General features: G+C 51.9%; 4 protein-coding genes and 1 pseudogene. 1 reads left to right on the forward strand and 4 read right to left on the reverse strand.

Features of this window, described 5'->3' with window-relative positions:
* Together Q0095_RS01865 and Q0095_RS01870 are read right to left on the reverse strand one after the other, a co-directional pair.
* The coding region (locus Q0095_RS01865) for a hypothetical protein (RefSeq protein ID WP_297880837.1) at positions 1-621 on the reverse strand (621 nt) is incomplete at its 3' end.
* A 369-nt stretch (positions 622-990) separates the two neighbouring features.
* A complete protein-coding gene (locus tag Q0095_RS01870; protein ID WP_297880839.1) occupies positions 991-2,049 on the reverse strand; it encodes a hypothetical protein in 1,059 nt (352 codons plus the stop codon).
* 216 nt (positions 2,050-2,265) lie between these two features.
* Here Q0095_RS01870 and Q0095_RS01875 point away from each other — a divergent pair.
* Positions 2,266-2,355: pseudogene (locus tag Q0095_RS01875) on the forward strand (flagellar basal body rod C-terminal domain-containing protein); the annotation flags it as partial.
* Positions 2,356-2,545: 190 nt separating this feature from the next.
* Here Q0095_RS01875 and Q0095_RS01880 read toward each other — a convergent pair.
* Together Q0095_RS01880 and Q0095_RS01885 are read right to left on the reverse strand one after the other, a co-directional pair.
* Positions 2,546-2,794, reverse strand: coding sequence for a ribbon-helix-helix domain-containing protein (locus tag Q0095_RS01880; protein ID WP_278699408.1), 249 nt, complete (start codon positions 2,792-2,794; stop codon positions 2,546-2,548).
* Between the two features lie 65 nt (positions 2,795-2,859).
* A partial coding sequence (locus tag Q0095_RS01885) for a VOC family protein (protein WP_297880842.1) occupies positions 2,860-3,076 on the reverse strand: 217 nt, incomplete at its 5' end.

Consider the following 3,076-nt stretch of genomic DNA (forward strand, 5'->3'; position numbering starts at 1 on the left):
GGCATCTATATAAAACCCCATCGCGTTAAGCTGTGGATTTGTCGCTGTGGTGTGAATGTTCTGTGTGAGCTTAAAAAATACGATGGGTGCGCTTAAAATTTCATCTTTGCTTATAATTTTATCGTCGCGAACAATATTTTTTAGCGTCGTTTTGCGGTCGCCCTCTAGCGCCACGAGCTGCAAAATTTCCTCGCGCGTAGCCTGCTCGCCGACCTTGCTTAGCCACGAGACGATATGGGCGCGAAATCCATCGCTAAAGCTCAAAGTTCTGTCATTCTGATACTGCCTTCTTAGCTCCGTCTCGTCAAACTCTAGGCTTGTGTAAATTTTACCCTGAGAGGCGAAAATATGGACTAAATTTTTGCCGATGAAAATTACGGAGTGAAGCAGGCGCGGCAGCTTATTTACGTCCGTTTTACTCCAGTTTATAAATTTACCGCCGATAAAGCGGTACCCGCTAAGCTTCCTTTCAAAGATCTTTTTATCGCCCTCGTCAAGCCTCCATAGCTCGTCCGCATCGACTAGAGTAGAGTTTCTGCGGTCATAGACCAAAGTCTCGTCAAGTCCGTATTTTGACACCATAAAATCGTAATTATCTTTAAATTTCGAGATAATTTTCATGTTCGTCCCTTAAAATTTTATCTTCCCTAAGCTTCTTAATAGGCTCGCTTTGCGCCGAAGCCAAAGCAAAATGTTATCGTTGCAAATTTATACTGCGAACCTCACAAATTTTTATCCAGATTTACTGCTAAATCGCCAAAAATTTATATCGCAAGCTTACGGCTCGCTCAATTTTACCGCGTGCCGGCAAAATGGTAAAACCGAACGAAAAGCGTGCAGCGCGATAAATTTTAAATTTATTTTACGTGACGACGTAGAATTTTAAAATTTATTTTCTGCAATAGCGCAAAATTTCAAATTTATCTGCCGCAAAACAGAGGCCACTACCGCTTAAGTCGCAAATTTTGGTAACGGTAAAAACTAGAGTCGCTACCGTTTAAAGTCATGGATTTGTATATTCGCGCCATATTTTTTGCAAAGCTCGCCTACCTTTTCTTTCAATTTCTCCTCGTTATAGCAGATGAGATCGATGTATGCGTGCCTCTGCCCGGTTGCGCCGCCGATTATCTCTAGAAACGAGCCGCAGCTTTTTAGCTCCTCGTCCTCGATCTTGTTTCGCAGATCAAAGCCCGCCTGCACGTCGCCGCCGCTACCGATGCTAAGAAAGCAAAATTTTATGCCAAGCTCGAAGGCTTCGTTATAGATGTCGCGCTCGCCGTTTAGGTATTGATTTACTATGGCCGTTAGGCAGGTGGTGCCCACGATCACGTCCTCGCGTACCTCGCTACCGCGCGGCTGCATCTCGTAGCTGAAAAAATTCTTTAGCGGTTCGCGCGCGGCTTTTTCGCCGAATTTCTCATCGATAAGATCGGCAAATTCGCTTAGCGGCACGCCGTTTTCTTTGGGCTGGGCTAGTACCTCAAGCTCGCCTAGCGTATTTATGATCGCCGTTTCGCCGATCATATTGTCAAGCAGGATAAAGCTAAGGTTATAGGCCTTGCCCTCGTCCTGCGCGAGCAGAGCCGCTAGGTTTTCGTTGTAAATTTTAATATCCACGTCGCTTTCGTTAAACTGCGCGTAGATCATCGACTCCTCGGCGTTTACGCGCGTATCGTACATCTCGATCCCGCCGATACCTCGCGGCGCGCGCGGCTTTCCGAGCGTGCAGAGCATTTTGGACTCGAGCTGCTTAGGCATAGCGTTTTTGATAAAGCTTAGCCAAAAGAGGCGGTGCCTCATGCCCTCGGGAGTCAGCACCAAATCAAGCTTATCGCCCGCAAGCCCGGTCATAAAATAGGGCTCAGCAAGGCAGATACGAAGCTTCTCATCGGTCTTTTGCATCGCCTTTTCAAACTCCTTCGCCGCCAGATCGGCCTTGATCTCGTCTACCATGCCGCTAAATTCCGCCCAAAATTTATCCACTCTGCCCGCGAACGTGCTCGGCTCCTGCGCTTTCTCAGCCTTTTTGTTCAAACCGAATAATCCCATAATCTCTCCTTTAATTAAATTTAAACGCAATTATAGCTTAATTTTTTGCGCGGGCTCGAGGCGCAAATTTTAAAAGCCCCGCCCTCACGTGCACTGAAAGCAGCCGCCTAAAATCTCGCATTTCTCGCAGATCTGCACATATATGACGCCCTCGCCCTGCACCAGCTCGCCGAATGGGATCTGCGCGAGGTCGCAGTCGGCACGGCAGAGCTCGACGGCCTCGGCACGATCAGACAGGGATTTGTCGAGATGAGCAACGTCCGGCTAGTCGAGGAGATGACCGACCTCATCACGGCTCAGCGCGCTTGTGGGGTGCCACCAGCTGCTCGTAGATCGGGCGGCCGTCACCGAGGGTGAACAGGGGATCTCCGGTCGACACGAACGCCACCACCGGGCAGTACTCGACCGCATCACGAGGGGCTGCCTTGCGCTCCATCGAATCAGGATGCCTGTTGCAGAGGTGAGGTGGGCCACTGGTCTGCTGGGCATCAGTCGATCACGCGACGAAGGCTCGTACGGCCGAGCGAATGATCTCGGAGCGGCTGGTGCCGTCCTTCTCGGCGCGCTGGTCGACCGCGGCCACCAGACTGTCGTCCATACGGACTGGGACGACCCGCGCCGCACCATCCCCGATGGGGCGGCGTCCTCGCTTCTTCAGCACTTCGACGTCGTATCCACGTTCCGCTTCGTCAGCCCACTCCTGGATCATCTCGTCGGTGACTGGCACGCCATCAATGGTTTCCATACGACAAGTGTAATACGAAATATCTGCCTGAACGTTGCCGAGACCGTCGTGGTGAGCTCGGTGGCCTACAGGTCGGCCAGGTTGATCTTGCCCATGTGCAGGAGCTTCTCGCGCGTGGCGGCGTCGGCCATGAGTTCGGCGATGTTGTGGGGGACGACCTGCCAGGAGACGCCCCAGCGGTCGACGCACCAGCCGCAGCGCTCGGCCTCGGGTACGGCCGACAGCCTCGTCCAGTAGCGGTCGATCTCCTCCTGGTCCCGGCAGGAGACGATCATGGAGACC

Origin of the sequence: uncultured Campylobacter sp. (assembly GCF_938045535.1) — a bacterium.
Classification (GTDB): Bacteria; Campylobacterota; Campylobacteria; order Campylobacterales; family Campylobacteraceae; genus Campylobacter_B.

What these genes read in the sequence shown, in the direction of transcription:
- Q0095_RS01880 (WP_278699408.1), bottom strand. Translation starts at nt 2,794, where the DNA reads ATGGAAACCATTGATGGCGTGCCAGTCACCGACGAGATGATCCAGGAG.
- Q0095_RS01870 (WP_297880839.1), bottom strand. Translation starts at nt 2,049, where the DNA reads ATGGGATTATTCGGTTTGAACAAAAAGGCTGAGAAAGCGCAGGAGCCG.